Annotated in this window: 14 protein-coding genes and 1 pseudogene; 9 read left to right on the plus strand and 6 right to left on the minus strand. The window is 76.2% G+C overall.

The window, feature by feature from the left end:
- The 3 genes from ACIA79_RS11450 (at position 1) to ACIA79_RS11460 (ending at position 4,141) form a co-directional block, all read left to right on the plus strand.
- Positions 1-2,697, plus strand: coding sequence for a lantibiotic dehydratase (locus ACIA79_RS11450; RefSeq protein WP_399427968.1), 2,697 nt, complete (start codon positions 1-3; stop codon positions 2,695-2,697).
- Between the two features lie 19 nt (positions 2,698-2,716).
- Positions 2,717-2,872, plus strand: a complete 156-nt coding sequence (locus tag ACIA79_RS11455) for a hypothetical protein (RefSeq protein WP_399427969.1) — start codon at positions 2,717-2,719, stop codon at positions 2,870-2,872.
- 81 nt (positions 2,873-2,953) lie between these two features.
- Positions 2,954-4,141 (plus strand): lanthionine synthetase LanC family protein, encoded by a 1,188-nt coding sequence (locus tag ACIA79_RS11460; protein ID WP_399427970.1) that lies wholly within the window; start codon positions 2,954-2,956, stop codon positions 4,139-4,141.
- Here the strand turns inward: ACIA79_RS11460 and ACIA79_RS11465 are convergent.
- Positions 4,106-5,236, minus strand: a complete 1,131-nt coding sequence (locus ACIA79_RS11465; protein WP_399427971.1) for a galactosyldiacylglycerol synthase — start codon at positions 5,234-5,236, stop codon at positions 4,106-4,108. The two genes, ACIA79_RS11460 and ACIA79_RS11465, sit on opposite strands and share 36 nt — an antisense overlap.
- Positions 5,237-5,434: 198 nt before the next feature.
- Here ACIA79_RS11465 and ACIA79_RS11470 point away from each other — a divergent pair, with 198 nt between their 5' ends.
- From ACIA79_RS11470 to ACIA79_RS11490, 5 genes and pseudogenes are all read left to right on the plus strand, one after another.
- Positions 5,435-6,202 (plus strand): SDR family NAD(P)-dependent oxidoreductase, encoded by a 768-nt coding sequence (locus ACIA79_RS11470; protein ID WP_399427972.1) that lies wholly within the window; start codon positions 5,435-5,437, stop codon positions 6,200-6,202.
- A gap of 4 nt (positions 6,203-6,206) precedes the next feature.
- Positions 6,207-7,094, plus strand: a complete 888-nt coding sequence (locus tag ACIA79_RS11475) for a DMT family transporter (RefSeq protein ID WP_399427973.1) — start codon at positions 6,207-6,209, stop codon at positions 7,092-7,094.
- Between the two features lie 92 nt (positions 7,095-7,186).
- On the plus strand, positions 7,187-7,945 hold the full coding sequence (locus ACIA79_RS11480; RefSeq protein WP_399428120.1) for a polysaccharide deacetylase family protein: 759 nt from the start codon (positions 7,187-7,189) through the stop codon (positions 7,943-7,945).
- 251 nt (positions 7,946-8,196) lie between these two features.
- Positions 8,197-8,310: pseudogene (locus ACIA79_RS11485) on the plus strand (hypothetical protein); the annotation flags it as partial.
- An 86-nt stretch (positions 8,311-8,396) separates the two neighbouring features.
- Positions 8,397-9,272: a class I SAM-dependent methyltransferase gene (locus ACIA79_RS11490; protein ID WP_399427974.1), complete on the plus strand. Its 876-nt coding sequence runs from the start codon at positions 8,397-8,399 to the stop codon at positions 9,270-9,272.
- Between the two features lie 61 nt (positions 9,273-9,333).
- Here ACIA79_RS11490 and ACIA79_RS11495 read toward each other — a convergent pair whose 3' ends face one another.
- From ACIA79_RS11495 to ACIA79_RS11510, 4 genes are all read right to left on the minus strand, one after another.
- Positions 9,334-10,395 carry a trypsin-like serine peptidase gene (locus ACIA79_RS11495; RefSeq protein ID WP_399427975.1) on the minus strand — a complete coding sequence of 354 codons (1,062 nt, stop codon included), beginning with the start codon at positions 10,393-10,395 and terminating at the stop codon, positions 9,334-9,336.
- A gap of 10 nt (positions 10,396-10,405) precedes the next feature.
- The gene (locus ACIA79_RS11500) at positions 10,406-11,527 is read right to left on the minus strand and encodes a trypsin-like peptidase domain-containing protein (RefSeq protein WP_399427976.1); all 1,122 of its coding nucleotides are present in this window, start codon (positions 11,525-11,527) and stop codon (positions 10,406-10,408) included.
- Positions 11,524-14,727, minus strand: coding sequence for an ATP-binding protein (locus ACIA79_RS11505; RefSeq protein WP_399427977.1), 3,204 nt, complete (start codon positions 14,725-14,727; stop codon positions 11,524-11,526). Before ACIA79_RS11505 ends, ACIA79_RS11500 begins: the two co-directional genes overlap by 4 nt.
- A gap of 118 nt (positions 14,728-14,845) precedes the next feature.
- Entirely contained in the window at positions 14,846-15,976 is a 1,131-nt protein-coding gene (locus ACIA79_RS11510; RefSeq protein ID WP_399427978.1) for a hypothetical protein, read from the minus strand.
- Positions 15,977-16,354: 378 nt separating this feature from the next.
- On the opposite strand from ACIA79_RS11510, the gene ACIA79_RS11515 reads away from it, so the two are divergent.
- Positions 16,355-17,203 (plus strand): caspase family protein, encoded by an 849-nt coding sequence (locus ACIA79_RS11515; RefSeq protein WP_399427979.1) that lies wholly within the window; start codon positions 16,355-16,357, stop codon positions 17,201-17,203.
- 74 nt (positions 17,204-17,277) lie between these two features.
- Here the strand turns inward: ACIA79_RS11515 and ACIA79_RS11520 are convergent, their stop codons facing one another.
- On the minus strand, positions 17,278-18,348 hold the full coding sequence (locus ACIA79_RS11520) for an ABC transporter permease (protein ID WP_399427980.1): 1,071 nt from the start codon (positions 18,346-18,348) through the stop codon (positions 17,278-17,280).
- Between the last annotated feature and the right edge of the window lie 21 nt (positions 18,349-18,369).

Here is an 18,369-nt window from a genome sequence, read left to right on the forward strand (position 1 = left end):
GTGGCCGGCGTACCCGACGAGGCACACGTGCCCGGACACCCGCTGGGCGCGACCGTGCTGCTGCGCATCGCCGGCATGCCCTGCGAGGCGTGGACGGCGGCCGCCGACCCCGGCCTGTTCGAGCGCGTCGCCCGCCACGCCGAGGCCGAGGAGGAGCGGATCGAACGTGCCCGCGTGCTGGCCGGCCGGCTCGGCGAGGAGGTCGTCCCGCACCCGCTCCTGGCGGCCGCCGAACGCGGCGCCGTCCTGGCCCTGCGGCGGCGGCTGCACTCCGGCGCCGCACCGGCCCTGGCGGACTGCGACCTGCTGGAGCGGTCGCCCGCCGTGCCCGCCGACCTCGCCGCCGAGGCCCGCGAGCTGGCCGATCGAGCCCGTATGCAGGCGGCGGGCCTCGCCGCACTCGACCGGGCCGTCGCCGCCGAAGCGGAGCGCCTCGCCGCACAGGCCTGGCACACCGCCCGCACCGACCCCGTGCTGCGCGCCTTCCTGGACAGCGCCGCCCCCGACCTCCTGGCGGACGTCGAACGCCGCCTGGCCCAGGGCCAGTCCTGGTCGGGCAAGCAGCTGCGCAAGCGCGCCGCGTACATCCGGCGCGTCCTCGGCCGGGCCGCGGTGAAGACCACACCCCGCGGCTGGGCCGGCCAGATCGCCGTCCTCCCGGTCACCGCCGGAGGTGACGGAACCTCCCTGCTCGCACCCGGACCCGTCCCGCTCGGCGCCCTGGCGGCCGCCGCCACGGAGAACGTCCACCTCGTCCGCGCCCGCACCGCCGCGCCGGACCTGCGCACCGCCGATCCGGCCACGCTGCTGGTGCCCGCGCCCCTGCACTTCACCGAACCGCCGCACGCCGGCCCCCCTGCCGGACCACCCGCCGAGGCCCCCGCCGGCCCGCGCGGCGACGGCGCCGGACGGCTGCGCTGCTACGTCGTGGACCCGCGCGAGCCCGGCCGCCTGCGCCATGTGGTGCTGCGCCGGACCCGCGTACTGGAAACCGTCCTGGCCCTCCTCGCCGACGGGCCCTGCCCGCTCGGCGAACTCGAGAAGACGATGCTGGCACTCGCCGCGCCGGCCGGCGCGCCGCCCGGCGACCCCGGCGTGCTGCGCGGATTCCTCCAGCACCTGCTCTCCATGGGCGTCCTCCAGGTGTGCGGGGCGCCACGCCACCACTACAGCGCCTGGACCCCGGCCGGCGCGGTCACCGCCGACGGCGGCGCGCTGCCCCGGACGCCCGCGGACACCGGGCCCGGCGGCTGGTTCCTCGACTCGTACCGCACCCTCGGCGCCGACGCCGCCGTGCCCGCTCCGGCCGCCGCGCGCGTGCTGCGCGGCCTGCGCGTCGCTGCCCGGATCAGCGCCCTGCGCGACGCCGACGGCCACCCGGACGGGCCGGACGTGCCGCTTCAGACACGTCCCGAGTTCGCCGCGGTCACCGAACGGCCGCGCCCGGTCAGCGAGATCCTCGCCGACCGGCTCCCCACCGCCGACGACCCGCCGCCCCGGCCCCGGCGGCACGGCGGGTGGACCCCGCCGCGCGACCCCGGCTCCGGCTACGCCCGGCTGCTCGGCCACCTGGACACCGCCACCCGCTCCGGCGCCGACCGCGTGGACGTGGACGACGCCCTGCTGGACGCCCTCGGCGCGCCGGGCGCCGACGACGCCCTGCCCGCCTGGCCGGTCGACTGCCTGCTGCGCCCGCTGCCACCGGGCGGCGCAGGGGGACCGGTGGCGGTCCTGGAGACCGCGTCCGCCGCCGGAGTGCTCGACGCCCGCTTCGCCGACGGACTGCGCACCCTGTACGGGGGCCATCCCAACGCCGACGCCTACCGCGACTTCCTCGCCGCCGTCGAACGGCGGGCCGGCGTGCGCTTCGTCGAACTGCTCGTGCCGCCGCTCGCCGAACGGGCCGCCAACGCCGTACGCCGTCCCGTGACGACCGGCTGGTGGACCGGGGACCCCGACCCCACGCCGTACTACGGGCCGCCCGGCGCGCACGCGCGCTACCTCCCGCTGGACCGCATCACCGTGCGCCGCAGCGGCCGGAGGATCGTCGCCGAGGCGGACGGACAGCGCATCATCCCCGTGCACCACGCCACGCGCTCCCCGGCGCCGCCGTACGACGTGCTGGTGCGGATCCTGCTCGCCGCGAGCCACCCGGCCGCCTCCCACCTCGTCCGGCTGGACGGGCTGGACGCCGCGCTGCCCGGGCGGCGCAGGCTGCCGCGGCTGATCGCGGGGGGCGACCTCGTGCTGTCCCCGGCCACCTGGCGGGTCGACCGCACGCACCTGTGGCAGCCCGGTGACGGGCCGCTCGCCAAGGTCCGCACCCTCGCCCTGCTGCGCCGCGCCCTGGGGCTGCCCCGCCACGCGTTCGTCCGCGCGGCCCCGGGGGCGAAACCGGTGCCCGTGGACTTCGACTCGCTCACCGCCCTCCAGGCCGTCGAGCGGCTCTGCGCCCAGCAGGCGGGGGGAGAGCTCCTGGTCGAGGAGATGCTGCCGGCCCCGGGGGACCTGCTGCTGCGCGATCCCCTCCACCACGGCGCCGCCGTCGCCGCGCAGGCGCTGCTGCGACTTCCGTACGACCGGGGCGCCGAGCAGTTCGCCGCGGTCGCCGCCGACGCGCTGCTGCGCGGCGACGGCACACCAGACGTCCCCGGCCCGCCCGCCAGGCGGCCCGCCGGGGCGGTCACCACCCAGTGAGGAAGAAAGGGAACGTCCCATGCCCAAGATCGAACTCGCCGACCTCGACTCTCTCATCGACGACCTGGACGAGCGCATCACCGACAGCGACCTGCCGTCGGCGTCCCCGTCGTCCGCCGGCTGCAGCGGCCTGTGCACGATCATCGTCTGCGCCACGGTCGTCATCTGCGCCTGACCGTCTCTCCCAGGAGCCGCCCGGTCCGTCCGGGCGGCTCCGCCCTCGTGATCCCACCGCCACCGTACGAGGAGCCCCCCCATGGCGTACGACACCACCGCGCCGGACACCGCCCGCGACACCGTGCTCGGCCTCGCCGTCCGGTACCTGGAGCAGTGGGCCGCCGCTCCCGGCGGTGACGGGCACCCCTCCGACCCCGGCGTCCCCGTCCTGGCGCACGTGGTCGCGGACGAGCACCCCGCCGCCGCGGCCGCCGTCGCCGTCTGGGCCAGGACCGCCGGCCGCGGCCCGTCCCACCCGGCGCTGTACAACGGGGGCCTCGCGGGCACGCTCGTCGGCCTGCGCCTCGGGGCCACGCTCCACCCGCCGCTGCACCGGGCCGCCGACCGGCTCCGCGACCACCTGGCCACCCGTCCCCCCGCGTACCGCACGCGCGATGTCGCCTTCCCCGACTACGACCTGATCTCCGGCCCCTCCGGTACCCTGCTCGCCCTGTGCGCGGGGGCGGAACCGGAGCCCGGCCTGCTGCGCCCGCTCGCCGCGCACCTGGCGCTGCTGTGCGACGGCGACGAACTGCCCCGCCTGCGGGCCGCGCAGTACGACGGACACCCCTATCTCGCGTGGATGCAGGGCCGGATCAACACGGGCATGGGCCACGGCGTCGCGGGAGTCCTCCCCGCGCTCACCGCGGCACTCCGCCGCGCGCCGGACCGGGAGTCCACGGCGCCGCTCACCGCCGCGCTCGGCCGGGCAACCCGCTGGCTCGCCCGCCAGGCGTACGACGACGACCGCGCCATCCGCACCTGGGCCGGTGCCGGACTCGACGGCGGTCCGCCGCCGGACGGCCCGAACCCCCGCCAGGCCTGGTGCTACGGCACCCCGGGCGTCGCCTGGGCGCTGTGGGACGCCGCCGACGCGCTCGGCGACATGGCCGTCGCCGAGGGGGCCGCCGACGCCTTCACGGCACTCGCCGAGCGCTACGACGAGGACTTCCACCTCTTCGGCGACACCCCCGGGGACCTGCTCGGGCTGTGCCACGGCGCCGCGGGCGTCCTGGCCGTCGCCGACGCCTTCGACCGCCACGCGCGCGTGCCGGCAGCGGCGGCGCTCAAGCGGCGGCTCGTGCGCCACCTGCTGACGCGGCTGCCCGAGACCTTCGACGACTGGCCGCCCGGCCTGCTGAGCGGCCCGCCCGGCGCGCTGAGCGCCCTGCTCACCGCCGCCCACGGCGCTTCACGCGCCTGGCTGCCCTGTCTCGGACTGCGCTGACGCCGGTGCGCCCGCGAGCTCGGCGACCAGCCGCGCCGCGTCGTCGCGGAACACCGCAGCCCCTCGCTCCGTGCGCCGGTCGCGCTCCGGGCCCGGCGGCACCAGCCGGCCGGCCTCGGCGAGCAGTTCGCCCAGGTCGGCGGCGTACACGGTCAGCCCCTCGGCCGCCATCTCCCGTACGCCGACGGTGCCGTGACCGGGGATCGGCCGGTAGCCGATCACGGGCAGCCGGGCAGCCAGCGCCTGGACCGACGTCTGCCCCGCCGCGTTGTCGACGAGCAGCCGCGCGGCCCCCATCAGACCCGGCATGTCGTCCACCCAGCCGACCGGCAGGACACCCCGCAGCCGCGTCGCGCTGCGGCGCAGCCGCTCGTCACGCCCGCACAGCAGCACGGGCAGGAAGCCGTGACCGGCCAGCGCCGCCGCCGTGCCGAGGAGCGCGTCGCCCACGCCCCACGCCCCGGCGGACAGCAGCACCGGCGGCCGCCCGCCCCCGGCGCGCGCCAGGGCCGCCGCCCACCGCTCGGAGGCGGGCGGCTCCCGGAACACCGGCGGCACCACCGGGCCGGGCGCGGCGGCCGGGCGTCCCGTCCGCGCCCGGGCCGTCCGCGCCGCGGCCTCGCTGACGCACAGGAACAGGTCGTTGCCCGGCTCCAGCCACGCCCGGTGCAGGGCGAAGTCGGTGACGAACACCGCGCACGGCACGCGCAGGGACCCCCGCCGCCGCATCCGGCCCGTGAGCTGGCCGGCGAGGTGGAAGGTCGAGACGACGACGTCCGGCCGCCACCCGCTGACGAGCGCGCCGAGGCGCCGCTCGGCCAGCGCCGCCATCGGCGACACGTCCGGCCGCCGCCCGCGCGCAGCCGGCCCCTCCTCCGGACCGGGCGCCAGGAACACCGCGTAGATCAGCTCGTACAGCCGGGGCACGTGGCGCACCGTGAACCGGTAGAACGACCGCACCCCCGGCCCGGCGCCGGGCGGCAGCAGCGTCAGCACGTCCCGTACGAGCACGTCGTGGCCCGCCGCGCGCAGCCGCCGCGCCAGCTCGGCGGCCACCGTGTCGTGACCCGCCCCCATGCTCGCGCTGAGCACCATGCATCGTCGCCCCATGTGGCGCCTCCAGACGTCGGTGTCGGCGTACCTCCACCGTGTTCCCCCGGGCCGCGCTCGGCGGCCCGGGGTGGCCGCCGAATCGACCTGTTCGGGTGGATCGTGGGGCGCGTACAGACTGTCGCGAGGCGAACCGGCGGGAAACCAGGAGGCTGGAAGGACACGTTCCCCACACCCCGGAGGATGCTGATGCCCCCGACAACCGCAGGGCCGGTCGCACTCGTCACGGGCGCGTCCTCCGGGATCGGCCAGGCCGTGGCCGAGCGCATCGCCACGGCGGGCGGCTGGCGGCTGCTGCTCGGAGGCCGGGACGAGGAGCGGCTCGCCGCCGTGGCGCGCAGCACCGGCGGCACCCCGCTCGCCGCCGACCTCGGCGAGCGGACGGGCGTGGAACGGCTCGCCGCACAGGCCGTGGAGCGCGAGGGGCGGGTCGACGCGCTGGTCGCGGCGGCGGGCGTCGGCTGGGCCGGACCGTTCGTCGGGATGCCCGCCGACGCCATCGACCGGCTGCTGGCGGTCAACCTCACCTCCGTGGTGCACCTCGTGCGGCTGGTGCTGCCGGGCATGGCGGAGCGCGGTGTGGGCCGGATCGTCCTGATCGCCTCCATGGCCGGCCGGGTCGGTGTCGCCAACGAAGCCGTGTACGCCGCGACGAAGGGAGCCCTGCTGGCCTTCGCCGAGAGCCTGCGCTACGAACTCGCCGGGACGCGCGTGCGCGTGACCGTCGTGCTGCCGGGCGCGGTCGAGACGCCGTTCTTCGCCCGGCGCGGCGTGCCGTACCACCGCGACCACCCGCGTCCCGTGCCCGCGGAGCGGGTGGCCGAGATCGTCTGGCGCGCCATCGAGCGGGGCGCGGAGGACGTCTACGTCCCCGGGTGGCTCGCGATGCCCGCACGTATGCAGGGCGCCGTCCCGGGGTTCTTCCGCGCCATGGCCAAGCGGTTCGGCTGACCCCGTGCTGGCTCTGTCGATCCTCCTGGCGCTCCTCGCGGCGCTCGGCAACGCCGGCGCCTCGGTGCTCCAGCGGCGGGCGGCGGCCGATGTCGGTTCCGGTCCGTCGCCGGCCCGCGGCGGCTGGATGGCCGGTCTGGTGCACCGGAGGGTCTGGTTGTGGGGCGCGGCCCTCCTCGCGGTCTCGGGCATCCTCCAGGCGCTGGCCCTGGCCACCGGCCCGCTGTCCATCGTCCAGCCCGTCATGAGCACCGAGCTGATGTTCACGCTCGTCGTCGGCAGCGTGGTGTTCCACCGCAGCCCCGACACCGCCACCCGCTGGGCGTTCGCCGCGATGGCGGTCGGCCTGGCCGCCTTCCTCGCGCTCGCGGACCCGTCGGGCGGCCGGGACACGGTGCCGGCGGCCGACTGGCTGTGGACCGGAGCCGCGGTCGGCCTCTTCGTGACCCTCATGATCGTCGTGTCGCTGCGGCTGTCGTCCGCGCCGCGGGCCGCCGTCCTCGGCACGGCCACCGCGACCGGCTTCTCCTGCACGGCCGCCCTGCTGAAGGACGCGCTCGGGCGGCTGCCGGACGGGATCGGCGCGGTCTTCACCACCTGGCAGCCGTACGCCGCGATGGGCGTGGGCCTCGCGAGCTTCTTCCTGCTCCAGGTGACCCTGCGGGCGGGCACCCTGGTGGCGTCCCAGCCCGCGATGACCCTCGGCGACGCGCTGCTGAGCGTGGTGCTCGGGGTGACCCTGTTCGCCGAGACGGTGCACCTCGGCTGGCGGGTGGTGTTCGAGGTCCTGGCCCTGGCGATCCTCACGGCCGGCTGCGTGCACCTGGCGCGCTCCCCGCTGGTGGGGGAGGAACCGGAGAACGGCGAGGGGGAGAGGAAGTCCAAGTGGTGAACCATGCCGAGGCACGGGGGCCGGGGCCGGGGGTGAACCGGGGGGCGGCGCGCGCGGTCCGTCCGGGCCCGGTGGCTGCCCGTGCGGTCCTGATGCGCCCGGTGGCGGCACGCCGCACGGTGCGCGTTCCCGCCGTCGTCCGGGGCGTCGCGGCCGCGTCGCTGGCCGTGGCCGCAGGGCACATCGGGCCCGCCGCCACCTGGCTGCCCGGGCCGCGCGGGCGCCTGTGGCCGCTGCTCGACGGGCGCGGCGACCCGGCGCGCGTCGCCCTCACCTTCGACGACGGGCCGGACCCGGAGAGCACGCCCCGCTTCCTGCACGCCCTGGACGAACTCTCCGTCCGCGCCACCTTCTTCGTGCTCGGAGAGCGGCTGGCGCGCCACCCGGAGCTGGGGCGGCGGATCGCCGCCGAAGGCCATGAACTCGCCGTCCACGGCTGGCGGCACGACCGCCCCTGGTGGCCCCGGCCGGTGCGCGACCACCGCGACCTCGCCCGCACCGCCGACCTCGTGGCGGAGGCCGCCGGGCACCGGCCCCTGTGGTACCGGCCCGCCTACGGCATCCTCACCGGCGGACGCTGGGCCGCCGCGCACGCCGCCGGCCTGCGGCCGGTGCTCTGGTCGGCGTGGGGGCGCGACTGGACGCACGACGCCACCCCCGACAGCGTCCTCGTCGAGGTGACGCGGACACTGCGCGGCGGGGCGACGGTGCTGCTGCACGACTCCGACGTGGTGAGCGCCCCGGGCTCCTGGCGCGCCACGCTCGGCGCGCTGCCCGGACTCGTCGCCGTGTGCCGTGCGTACGGCCTGACCGTGGGCCGCCTCGCCGACCACGGTCTGCCGGCCGCCTGACGTACGCGGCGCCGGACGGCTCGGGCCCGTGACCGCGGCTCGGGCGGATCGCCACCGGGCGCCGGTCCGGACGGGTGACGCCACCCGCGCGTCGGATCCCGTCCCCGCGCCGTGCCCGCCGGCCGCCTGGCAGAGTCGGCCCCGTTAACTCCAAGCGCCCTGCCTTCATGGGGCTGCTGGGTCGGGCCCCCGCGGCGGCCACCACCGCCCGGGGGCCTTGCCTTGGCCGGGCCGAGGGAGGGCCGACGGACATGGTGACGGAACCCGCAGTGCCGGACCCGGAGAAGCAGCAGGCGTTCGCAGCCCGGGTGGTCGAGGTCCTCAACGACGCTTCCCTCGCCCTGTTCACCAGCGTCGGCCACCAGACCGGCCTGTTCGACACCATGAGCACCCTGCCGCGCCCGCCACCAGCCGGGACATCGCCGGGGCCGCGGGGCTCGACGAGCGGTACGTGCGCGAATGGCTCGGCGGCATGGTCGTGGGCGGCTTCGTCGAGTACGACCCCGGCACGGCGACGTACCGCCTCCCGCCCGAGCACGCCGCCTCCCTCACCACGGAGGCCGGCCCCGACAACATGGCCGGGGTCATGCAGTACGTCGCGCTGATGGGCGAGGTCGAGCAGCAGGTCGTCCAGTGCTTCCGCACGGGCGGCGGCGTACCGTACTCCGCCTACCCCCGCTTCCAGGCCCTCCAGGCCCAGGAGAGCGCCCGCCTGTACGACATCGCCCTCGTGGACGTCATCGTCCCGCTCGCCCCGGGGGTCGTGGAGCGGCTGCGCGACGGCATCGACGTCCTGGACGTGGGGACGGGCCAGGGCCACGCGCCGGTCGTCCTGGCCCAAGCCTTCCCGCACAGCCGGTTCCACGCGCTGGACCGGTCCGAGGACGGCATCGCCGCGGGCCGCGCGGAGGCCGCCCGGCTGGGCCTGGACAACGTCACCTTCATCGTCGGCGACTCCACGGACATCCCCGGCACGTACGACCTCATCACCGCCTTCGACGTGATCCACGACGTCGCCGAGCCGGGCCCCACGCTGGCGGCCGTCGCCGCCGCGCTCCGCGAGGACGGCACCTTCCTGATGGGCGACATCGCCGCGTCGAGCAGGCTGGAGGAGAACCTCGGCCACCCCTGGGGCCCGGCCCTGTTCGGGTTCTCGCTCTTCTACTGCATGACCACCGCGCTCAGCACCGGAGGCGCCGGACTCGGCACGGTGTGGGGCGAGCAGACCGCCCGCCGCATGCTGGCCGAGGCGGGCTTCACCGACGTCGCGACGCGCTCCGTCGAGGGCGACCCGCTGAACCTCTACTACGTGGCGCGCAAGCGCTGACGGCCCCGGCCGCCGGCCGCCTGCCCCCTGCCGCCCGTCCGCGGCCGCCTGTCCGCGGCCGTCAGACGAAGTTCACGTCCGCCCGTTCCAGGAGCGGGTCCTCGACCATCTGCCACAGCGGCACCGCGTAGTTGCCGAAGCCGTAGCGGCCGCCGAAATGCAGGCCCAGGACGCGGTGGTCGGTGAGGTCGAGGACGGGGGAGCCGCTGTTGCCGCCGAGGGTGGAGCAGTCGTGCTTCATCACGTTCTGCTCGGGAGCGAGCCCGGTCGCGGTGCCCGGCTGGAGGCGCTTGACGTTGTAGACGTCCATGAAGATCCGGCGCATCGACTCCGGTTCGTTGCGCCTGCCGTCCCAGGCCGGGTAACCGACGCAGTACACCGGATGCCCGGGCAGGTCGGCCGGGGCGTCCGCCGCCACGGCCAGCGGGGCGGGCAGCGCCTCCGCGCCGTCGCCCGGGGCGATCCGCAGCAGCGCCATGTCGGCCTCCGGGTGGATGCCCACCACCTCCGTGACCTCGTACGCGGGGCCGCCGCCGGGCAGCGCCCCGTACTCCTCGGCCGTGTCCACCCGGGCCGCCATGCCCTGCTGGAAGCCCCACCCGCCGCCGTCGGACCGCGCGAACTCCACCGCCACATGACGGTTCGTCATCACCACATCGGAGCCGACGAGGAAGGCGGTGCCGACCCAGTCCAGGCTGACGTGCCCGGTGACCTCCACCCGGCCGACCCGGGCGAGCGTCTCCCGGATCGCGGCACGGTGGCCGTCCAGGACCGCCCAGTCGCCCGCCTGCGACGGGAAGTCGGAGCCCTGCACGAGGATCGCGGGCCTGCCTTCGAGCAGGACGATCGCCTCCAGGCCGAACGACTCCTCGCCGGAGAGCTCGTCCCCGCGCCCCTCGGCGAGCTTCTCCAGGCCGTCGGCGCCCGCCGACAGCACCCTGGCCCGCTCCTGCTCGGCGAACTGCGCGATCTGGCCCGCGGGCTGCTCCTGCGGCGCGAGCTCCTGCGCCGATTCGGGCACCTCCCGCGCCAGTTCTTCCCGGACGCGCTCGGCGACGGCGCGCAGGTCCGTGAAGACCCGCTCGGCGTCGGTGGCCACGGGTGACCTGTTCCCGGCTGTCATCTGCGTCTCCTCACTCGCGTTGTGCCGCCTCGATCTCCGCGTGGAGCGCGGGGCTGGTCGCCGCCACGTGGCTCAGCACGGCGGCCATCAGGGTGCCGACGTTCACGAAGGCGGCCGCCCTCCCCTGGAACGTGACGTCCTCGACCCGTTTCGTCCCGCGGTGCAGGGCCACCACCCGCCAGTCGTCGGTGAGGACCGGGGAGCCGGAGGACCCGCCGCGGGTGTCCGTGAAGTACCGCAGATCGCGCGCGTCCGCCTCGTACACGAGGTTGTTGCGCAGCGCCACCCGCTTCGGCTGCCCGCCAGGGTGCTGGATGATGTTGACGGCGACGAAGTCGCCGGGCGTGACGGCCGGCGCCTCCCGCGCGAGCCGCAGCACCGGCCGGGCCGGATCGCCGGCCAGCCGCAGGATCGCGTAGTCCAGGTCGCGGTCCGCGGCGAGCAGCCCCTCGAACGCGGCCTCCTCCGTCTCCTCCTCGTCCGTGTCGTAGTCGAACCGGGCGCGTGCGTTCGCGGCCTGGAGGAGCAGGTCGTCGGGGGCCGCCTCCGGCCGGCCGCCACCGCCGCTGTTCCGGGCGTTGACCACGTGGTGGTTGGTGACGAGCAGCGTCGGGGCGATCAGCCAGCCCGTGCCGGAGTGCGGGAACCCGTTCGGCTGGAGCGGCGCGCCCCCCTCGTACGGCGGGACCTTGACGCGGGCCACCGCCGTCCCGGCCAGGTCGCCCCCGCGCAGGAACCCGAAGGGAACCGTGTCGTCGCGGTGGACGACCTGCTCCTTGATCTCCGGGACGGCCACGTCGGGGACGTCCGGTTCGCCGCTCGCGTCCCGTGCCACGTCGTCCAGGGCCCGCTGGAAGACGGCGAGCGGCGCCGCCTCGGTGGTCTGTACGACGGCGTTGCGCAGCCAGATCTCCAGCGGTACGGAACCGTCCACGAGCCGCTCGACACGGTTCATCTCCACGAGGTCCGAGTGCAGCTGCCGTCCGGGCGCGGCCAGCACCGGCAGGGTCCCGCGGTAGCGCGGCAGCACGCCGTCGAACAGCAGGGGCCGCACCGACGGGTCGGCGAGCCCCGACTCCAGGGCGGCGTCCCGCACGGCGAGCAGCTGGTCGGGGGAGAGATACGCGGTCATGGCGGTCCTGTCCAGGGTGCGGGGGTCGGCCGGTCGCGGGCCGCAGTGGCGCCCAGCTCCATCGCCGCGGCCACCCCCGCGGTGATCTCGCCGCTCTCGTCGCGCACGTCGAGCAGTCGCCGGGCGAGCGTGTCGAGGGTGCCCCGGTCGCGCGCCAGCCGCAGGAGTTCGGTGATGCTGGACGGCGGGGGCGCCGCCGGCCGCGGGGCCCGGCCCGCCGCCTCGCCCAGCAGGTCCATCACGATGCCCAGCAGGCCCGGCCGGTGGGCCACCGCCCGGCGGACGGCCGCCCCGAGGACGTCCGGCACCTCGTCGTCGGCCGGCAGGCCCACCACCTCCAGCGTGTGACCGAGCGCCTCCGGGTCCAGCGCGTGGACCTGCGAGGCCGCCGCGCGGACGAGCTCCGGCTGGTCGGCCATCATGGCGTCGGGCAGCGCCCGCAGCCGCCGGGCCAGCCGGTCGTCGGCGTCCCGCAGGGTCTCCTGGAGGGCCTCCCCGGCCCCGCCCGCCTCCGCCGGCCGGCCCCGCGCCAGGCGGGTGCGGGCCAGCAGCGCGCCGATCGCCTCCAGGTCGTGTCCGATGCGTACGGCGGTGTCCTCCGCCACCCGCAGACACCGGTCCGCCCCCTCCGGGTCGCCGTCCTGCTCGGCGAGGCGCGCCGACAGCAGCAGCAGTTCCAGCTGCCGCTCCTCACACCCGGCGCTTTCGGCCGGTCCCAGCGCGCCGGAGGCGACCTCGCGGGCCTCCGCGCGCCGCCCGAGCCGGTCGAGCGTCTCGGCATGCAGCGCGTGCAGGGGGCTGCAGGGCGTCCAGGGGCGGCGCTCCGCGAGCCGGGCCACCGCGTCCTCGGCGAGCCCCTGCGCGAGCAGGTCCTCGATCTCGCGGGCCGCGAGCCGCTCCCAGTCCTCCTGATCGGCGCCGTCCAGGACCGTCTGCGGGGCACTGCGGCCGGACCTGGCGCTCAGCAGCCCGGCCGCCCGGGCGTCCATGTCCCGTTCGGCGCCCGTCAGGAACTGCTCCACCCCGGGCAGCCACCGCTCCTCCACCGAGCGCGGGCTCTCGCCGAGCCGCAGCCGGTGGTAGATCTCCTCGGCGCGCGCCTCCAGCCCCTCGCGCGCGGCGTAGTAGTCCACGGCGCGGCGCTCCACCTCGCGCGCGGTGCCGGCGCGGTCCTCGCCCAGCAGCCGCAGCATGATGCACCGTACGTCCGGGCGGTGCCGCAGCGCCGCGGGCCCGGCCGGCTCGACCAGGTCGAGGCGGGCCAGCTCGTCGAAGAGCCGCTCGGCCTCCTCCATGGTCTCCACGCGCAGCCCGCAGGGTCCGGCGAGGACCTCCTTGATGATCTCGGGGGTGATCGTGCGCAGCACCAGCCCGGGGTGCGCGAGCCGCCGGACGTCGTCGTCGGCGATGTGGTGCAGGATGCGGTCGTACAGGACGCCCTGCACCAGCATCTGGTCGACCCGCTGGAAGAACCGCCGGCGGCGGGCCGGGAGGCTGCCGATCAGGTCACGCAGCAGCTCGCCGCCCGCGGGGCCGGCTCCCGGCGTGGTGCCGTGCCCCGGCGTGGTCCCTTGCCCCGTCGCGGCGACCTGTCCCGTCGCTGTGCCCCGTCCCAGACCCGCCGGACCCGCCCCTCCGGGCCCGGTCTCCGCCGCGGCCGCCGCTTCGGCGAGTACGGCGGCACGGGCCGCGAGCTTCAGGCTCAGCGGGTGGCCGCCCACCCGGTCGGCCAGCAGCCCCGCCAGCTCCGGGTCGTCGACGCCGCACGCCTCCAGCAGCCGCACGGCGGCCTCCGGGTCGAGTTCGGGGAGCTCCATGGCGTGCGAGGCCACCGTCTGCGTGGGATGGCCCACGGGCGCCCGGCCCGAGACGAGGACGCGGGTCCGCGGGTAGACGCTGCAGAGCGCGGTGTACATGGCCCAGAGACGGCCGAGCACCGGCGAGCCGCGGTACTGCGCCTCCTCGAACGAGTCCAGTACGAGCACGAACGGGGCCTTCGCCTGCCCGGCCCCGGTGACCGCCCGCGCCATGACCTCGGCGACGCCCCGCATCAGGGTGGTCTCCCGCTCGGCGGCCAGCAGGTGGAACTCCTGCGACGACCGGCGGCCGAGCACGGCCCGTGTGGTGGCGAGCCGGTGCAGCTGGGTCACCCGCTCCTGGCCCTCCCGCTCGTTGCCCGCCACCTCCTGGCACTCGTCCGCCAGCGCGTCCAGGTCGGCGCGGTGCGACGGGTACTGGACGCCCAGCTGCCGGGCCATCTCGGCGATGAGGGTGATCGGTTCGTGCACCGACAGCGTGGGGCGCTCGTAGTCGACGTACGCGAACGGGAAGCCCGGCGTCACGTGCCGGACGCCGTCCAGCAGGAACGTGGCGAGCAGCGTGCTCTTGCCGATGCCCCCCGGCCCGTGGACCACGAGGGGACCGACGGGCCCTTCGTGGCCGGCGGCTCCTCCCGGCCCGGCGGGCCCTGTCGGTCCGGCGGGCCCTGTCGGTCCGGCGGGTACTGCGGTCAGGCCGGTGTAGGCGCCCAGCGCGCGCAGCTCGTCGGCGCGCCCCTCGAACGGGCCCTGTGCGAGCTGCTCCAGCGGCTCCAGCAGCCTGGCCCGCTCCAGGTCGCGTCGGACGTCCGCGGCGTCGGGAAGCCCCGTCACCCCTGGCACCCGGGAGAGCCACAGCACCGCCTGGAGCGTGTCGGCCAGCTCGGCGGCGTTCTGCCGCGCCGGGTCGGGCGGGCGGCCCGAGAGATAGGCGAGGCACACCTTTTCGGGGCCGGGCTCGTCGGCGAACTGGTGGGCGTTGCACTCCAGGAGCCGCAGCGCGGCCCCGGGGCCTGCGAGGCCGGTCAGCACCTCCTCCCGCACCGCGGGCTTGAGGGTCCACAGGCCGCTGGCGCGGCCGCCGACGGCGGTGCAGTCGTCGAGCAGCTCCAGGGTCGCGGGTCCGGCGGGCCCGGTGGACTCCGCTGCCCCGGCGGGCCCGGCGCTCTCCGGCAGCCGGAGCCGCTGGGGGTCGAACCGGCTCAGCAGGGCGGCCGCCTGACGGTAGGTCCGGCGCGCGTCCGCCACGGCCGGTGCGTCGCTTCCCTCGCCGCGCAGCTCCGCGCGCAGCCGGGCGGCGAACAGGTCCCGCAGCCCGGCGGCACCGGGAGCCGCGCCGGCCTCCACCGATGCGTCGGCCTCCACCGAACCGGCCGGCCCCATGGAACCGGCGGCCTCCACCGAACCGGCTGCGTCCGGCGCTCCCGGCGCTCCGGGCGCGCTCGCCGCGCCCGCCGGACCCGCCGCTCCCGGCGCGGACCGGTCGGGACCGCGGATGCCGTCAGAGGCCCCGGTAGACACGGATCGCCCCCTCCGCCGCCGTGCAGAGCCTGCGCATGTAGCTCTCGCCGCCGCCCTGCTCGGCGGCACGCAGCACCTCCTCGACGGCCACGTCCACCAGCGCGGTGACCGCCGCGTCCCGGGACGGCCCCGCGGGCAGGGAGCTCACCGCGGCGGACGGGCACTCGCGGAAGTACTGCTCGAAGAAGGCGCGCAGATCGGCGCGGTCCGCGACCCTGGCGGTATCGCGGCACACGCTGCCGCGCACGTCGTAGGGCAGTTGCCGCATCGTGGGCCCGTACCCGAGGAGGACCAGCCGCGGCGCCTGGTCGCCCCGTACCGCGGCGTGCTCGTAGATGGCGAGGGCCAGCTGCCCGATGAGGTCCCACACGTCGGAGCCCGCGTCGAGCTTGTCGCACTCGTCGAGCACCAGCCAGAAGGTGTCCTCCGCGTCGGTGGCCCGGCGCACCACCCAGTGGACGGCGTCCTCGACGGACGGCAGCAGGTCGTCCAGCTCGGCGGGGTCGAACGGCGCGACCGCGCTGCGCGGCTCGGCGACGAACTCGGCGAGCCGTCGCACCACGCGGCCGGCGGTCGAGGTGGGGGAGAGGGTGACCCGCGCGGGGCGGAAGCCGCAGTGCTGCCCGACGTGCCGGATCAGGCGGTACGTGTACGACCGGCCGCTGTCCGGCTCGCCGTCGACCATCAGCACCGACGTGTCCGGGTCCTGCACGAAGCGGCGCAGGGTCTCCCGCAGGTCCTGGCGGTCGATGAACGCCTCGGTGCCGTTCTTGAGGACGAGGGTGCGGAAGCTGTCCTGGGAGGTGTGGACGCGCACGTCCTCCCTCAGGCGCTCCAGGAACTCGTGCGCCTTGGCGACCTCGGGCCGGACGGCCAGGCGGTCGGTGGCGGCGACGGCCTCGACGAGCCGCAGCTGGCGCTCGATGTCCCGGCGGGACGCCCGGACGAGCGTGCGGGCGTTCTCGCCGCTGACCGCGGTCAGCGGCAGTGCGGCGACGAAGTCGGGGGGGAACCCCGCCTGGGCGAGCCCGGTGTGCGGATCGGTCGTGTCCAGGAGGTACTCGCGCACCCACAGGGTCACGAGGTCCCATTCCGTTTCGGCCAGAGGCATGCGGCCACCTACCAGAGCAGAGAGGACGCCTCTCTCCCCCTCTTTGTCATATTCACACCCAGCCAGGCCCCCCGCAAGGCGGTCATGAGCCCGCTATCACGCGCCGCTCACCTGCGTATTCGGAAGATGGCGAGGGTCGGCGGGCGCCTTGCGGGGCCTCGGACGCACAGGGTGGCCGCCGTCGGGCGCGGACGCCACCCGAACGGCCGGGTTCGGCCGGGCGCGGGCCATGGAACGCATCCGAGCGGCACACGTCCCCTCCGGCACGCCCGTACGACCCGCGCCCCGCGCACGCCCGTACGACCCGTACGGCCCCGCGCACCCGTGCGACCCGCACATCCCTCCGTAACCCGCCCGCATCCCGCACCAGGAGCCCCCATGGCCACTGGCCTCTCCCTGCACGTCGGACTGAACACGGTCGACCCACAGCGGTACGGCGGCTGGGACGGAGCGCTCGTCGCCTGCGAGAACGACGCCCGCGACATGGCCCGGACCGCCCGCGAAGCCGGCTTCTCCGACACGACGCTGCTCACCGCCGACGGCACCGTGGAGAACGTCACGGCCGAGCTGCGCGAGGCCGCCCGGCGGCTGAAGGACGGCGACATCTTCCTGCTCACCTACTCGGGCCACGGCGGACAGGTGCCGAACACCCTGCGCCCGGACGACGAGGCCGACGAGCTCGACGAGACGCTCGTGCTCTACGACCGCGAGTTCCTCGACGACGAACTGCACCGGGAATTCGGCCGGTTCGCCGAGGGCGTGCGCATCCTGACCCTGCTCGACTGCTGCCACAGCGGGACCGGCATCGAGGTGCGCGAACTGCTCACCCCCGACGCCATGGAGCAGCAGTTCCAGACCCGGGACCCGGCCCGCATCGAGCAGACGGCGCGCCTGATGCCCGTCACCAAGCAGCACGAGGTCTACGAGCGGGACAAGGACTTCTACCAGAAGCTCCAGCGGGAACTGCGCGACCGGGACGGGGAGGTCGCCGCCAGCGCCCTGCTCATCGCCGCGTGCCAGGACAACCAGCTCGCCTCGGACGGCCCCGTCAACGGCCTGTTCACCGGGACGCTGCTGGAGGTCTGGAACGGCGGCGGGTTCCGCGGCGGCTACCGTGCGTTCCACCGCGACATCGTGCGCCGCATGCCGCCCATCCAGAGCCCGAACCTCCACCTGGCCGGCCGGCCGTCCGACCGGTTCCTGGAGCAGCAGCCGTTCACGGTGTGACACCGCAGCCGGCCGTCCGCCTCGGGCCGCCGCCCCCGGGTCGCCGCTCCGGACGGGGGCCTCAGGACGGAGCCTCAGGACGCCGCGTGCGCCGGTGCCCGGTCGCGGCCGCCCGGGTGGCGGTGGCGCCACACCCAGAAGACCCCGCAGGACAGCAGTGCCCATCCGGCCAGCACAGCGAACGGGAACGGATGCTGGTGCCCGCCGAAGTACACGGCGGTGTGCTGGGCGTTCACCGAGGCACCCGGCGGCAGCCAGCGCCCGAGGTGCCCCAGCGCGGAGGGCAGCAGCGGCCAGGAGACCGCGCCACCGGACGACGGATTGCCCAGCAGCACCATCAGCCCCCACGTGGGCAGCATCGCCCACCGCCCCATCAGGGCGTTGAACATGGTGAACACCATGCCCGAGGCGAACATGGTCAGCGCCAGGATCAGCCACGACTCCGCGAACGGCAGGTCCAGGGCTCCCAGCAGCCAGTCCACGGTGGCGGCGATGGTGAATCCGCCCAGCAGCGCGTACGCCGCGGTGAAGGCGATGCGCTCGGCCGGGTTCAGGGCCCGGGCGTGCACACTCAGCTGGATGGCGCCCACGAAGCCGAGGATGACCGCGGCGAGCGAGATGTAGAAGAGCGCGAGCCCCCGCGGATCGCCCGGCTGCGACGGCTTGATGTCGCGGACCCTGACCGGCACACCCGTCGCCCGGCTCGCCGCCGCTCCCGATTCGGCCAGCACTTGCGCCACGGACGCGCCCGCCGCCCCGGCCACGTCGAGCTCCACACCCCGCTGCCGCACCGTCAGGACGGCGAAGACCTCCTGCTCCTCCACTGCGCGGCGGGCGTCCCCGTCACCGGCATACCGGCGCATCTCCAGCGAGGCACCGAGCGCCTTCTCCATGCCGGCGACGAACCGCCGGCCCTGCACGGTGTCGACCGGTCCGACCAGTGCCCTCGGGATGTGACGTGGTGTCGGGTTGGCCATGGTGTACGTGTACGAGCCGGCGAACAGCGCCGCGGCCGCGGCCAGGATCAGCACCAGCACGGCCGCCGGGAGGAACGGCGACCTCTTGAACGCCGCCCACCGGTCCGCCCGGGTCGGGGGCCTGCCGTGCTCGCCGTGCGCGGGTCGTGCCGCGTCTGTCCCGGGCATGCGTCGCGCGGTCCTCGCCGG

The organism is Streptomyces sp. NPDC051310 (assembly GCF_044455245.1).
Taxonomy (GTDB): Bacteria; Actinomycetota; Actinomycetes; order Streptomycetales; family Streptomycetaceae; genus Streptomyces.